This window comes from Kitasatospora sp. NPDC001660 (assembly GCF_053596725.1).
The window spans coordinates 1-1,392 of the sequence record NZ_JBSFGU010000140.1 but is presented as its reverse complement, the minus strand read 5'-3'; the positions used below and the strand labels follow the sequence as shown (position 1 = coordinate 1,392).

Below are 1,392 nucleotides of genomic sequence, written 5' to 3'. Positions count from 1 at the left end.
ACCGGCGGAACCTCCACCGGCACCTGCGCCAGCCACTCCACCTCCACGAACTCCGCAGAACCAGCAGACTTCACCGACACCCAGTCCACCCGGAAGAGCTCGTCCCGGCCGACCCGCGAGCCCGCGGCCAGTTGCTCGGCGGCGATCGGGCGCACCGTCAGCGCGCCGACCGAGGCCACCGGCCTGCCGTCGCCGTCGGCCACCGCGAGCGCCAGCGCACCGGAGGCGGACCGCGTCAGGCGCACCCGGACCGCCGACGCCCCGGAGGCGTGCAGCGCCACGTTCTCCCACGCGAACGGCACGCCGCCGCCCTCGCCGGACCCGGCCAACGCGAAGCCGTGCAGGCAGGCGTCGAACAGCGCCGGGTGCAAGCCGAAGCCGGTGCCCTCGGTGCCCTCGGGCAAGGCGACCTCCGCGAACACCTCGTTCCCACGACGCCAGGCCGCGCCGAGGCCCCGGAACGCCGGGCCGTACCCGAACCCGGCCTCCGCCAGGCCCTCGTACAGCCCGGTCAGGTCAACCGACTCGGCACCGGCCGGCGGCCACACGGAGGCGTCGAACGCCGCCGGCACCGCACCCGAGCCCAGCACACCACTCGCGTGCAGGCTCCAGACCGGCTCCGGGCCGGTGTCCGCCGTGGAATGGATGCCGACCGCGCGACGGCCGGAGTCGTCCGGCTCGGCCAGGCGCACCTGGATCCGGACGGACCCGTCCTCGGGCAGCACGAGCGGTGCGGCCATGGTCAGCTCCTCGACGAGGTCGCAGCCGACCTCGTCCCCGGCGCGCACCGCCAACTCCACCAGCGCCGTGCCCGGAACCAGGACCGAACCCATGACGACGTGGTCCGCCAGCCACCCGTGCGAGCGGGCCGACAGCCGGCCGGTGAACACCAGCCCGGCGGAACCGGCCAGTTCGAGCGAACCGGTGAGCAGCGGGTGCTCGGCGTTCCGGAGCCCGACGGACTCGGCCGTGGGGAAGAACGCCGCGGCGTCCGTCCAGAAGCGGCGGTGCTGGAAGGCGTACGTCGGCAGGGCGACACGGCGGGCGCCCGTTCCGGCGTGGAAGGCGGACCAGTCCACCAACGCGCCGAGCACGTGCAGGCGTGCCAGCGCCTCGACGACGGTGCGCTCCTCGTCGCGTCCGCGGCGCAGCGCCGGGATCGCTTCGGCCTCGCCGTCGGGCAGCGCGCTCGCGGTGAGGGCGGTGAGGACGGCGTCGGGGCCGAGTTCGAGGTAGCGGGTGACGCCGGCCTCGTGGAGGGTGCGGATGCCGTCGGCGAAGCGGACGGCCTCGCGGGCGTGGCGCACCCAGTAGTCGGGCGACTGGAGCCCTTCGGCCAGTCCGCCGGTCAGGTTGGAGACGACCGGGATCGAAGGCGCGCTGTAGGTCAGC

General features: G+C 75.1%; 1 protein-coding gene. It reads right to left on the bottom strand.

Annotated features, from left to right (window positions below; all coding sequences use genetic code 11):
* A partial coding sequence (locus ACWCXH_RS39910) for a polyketide synthase dehydratase domain-containing protein (protein ID WP_449806416.1) occupies positions 1-1,392 on the bottom strand: 1,392 nt, incomplete at both ends.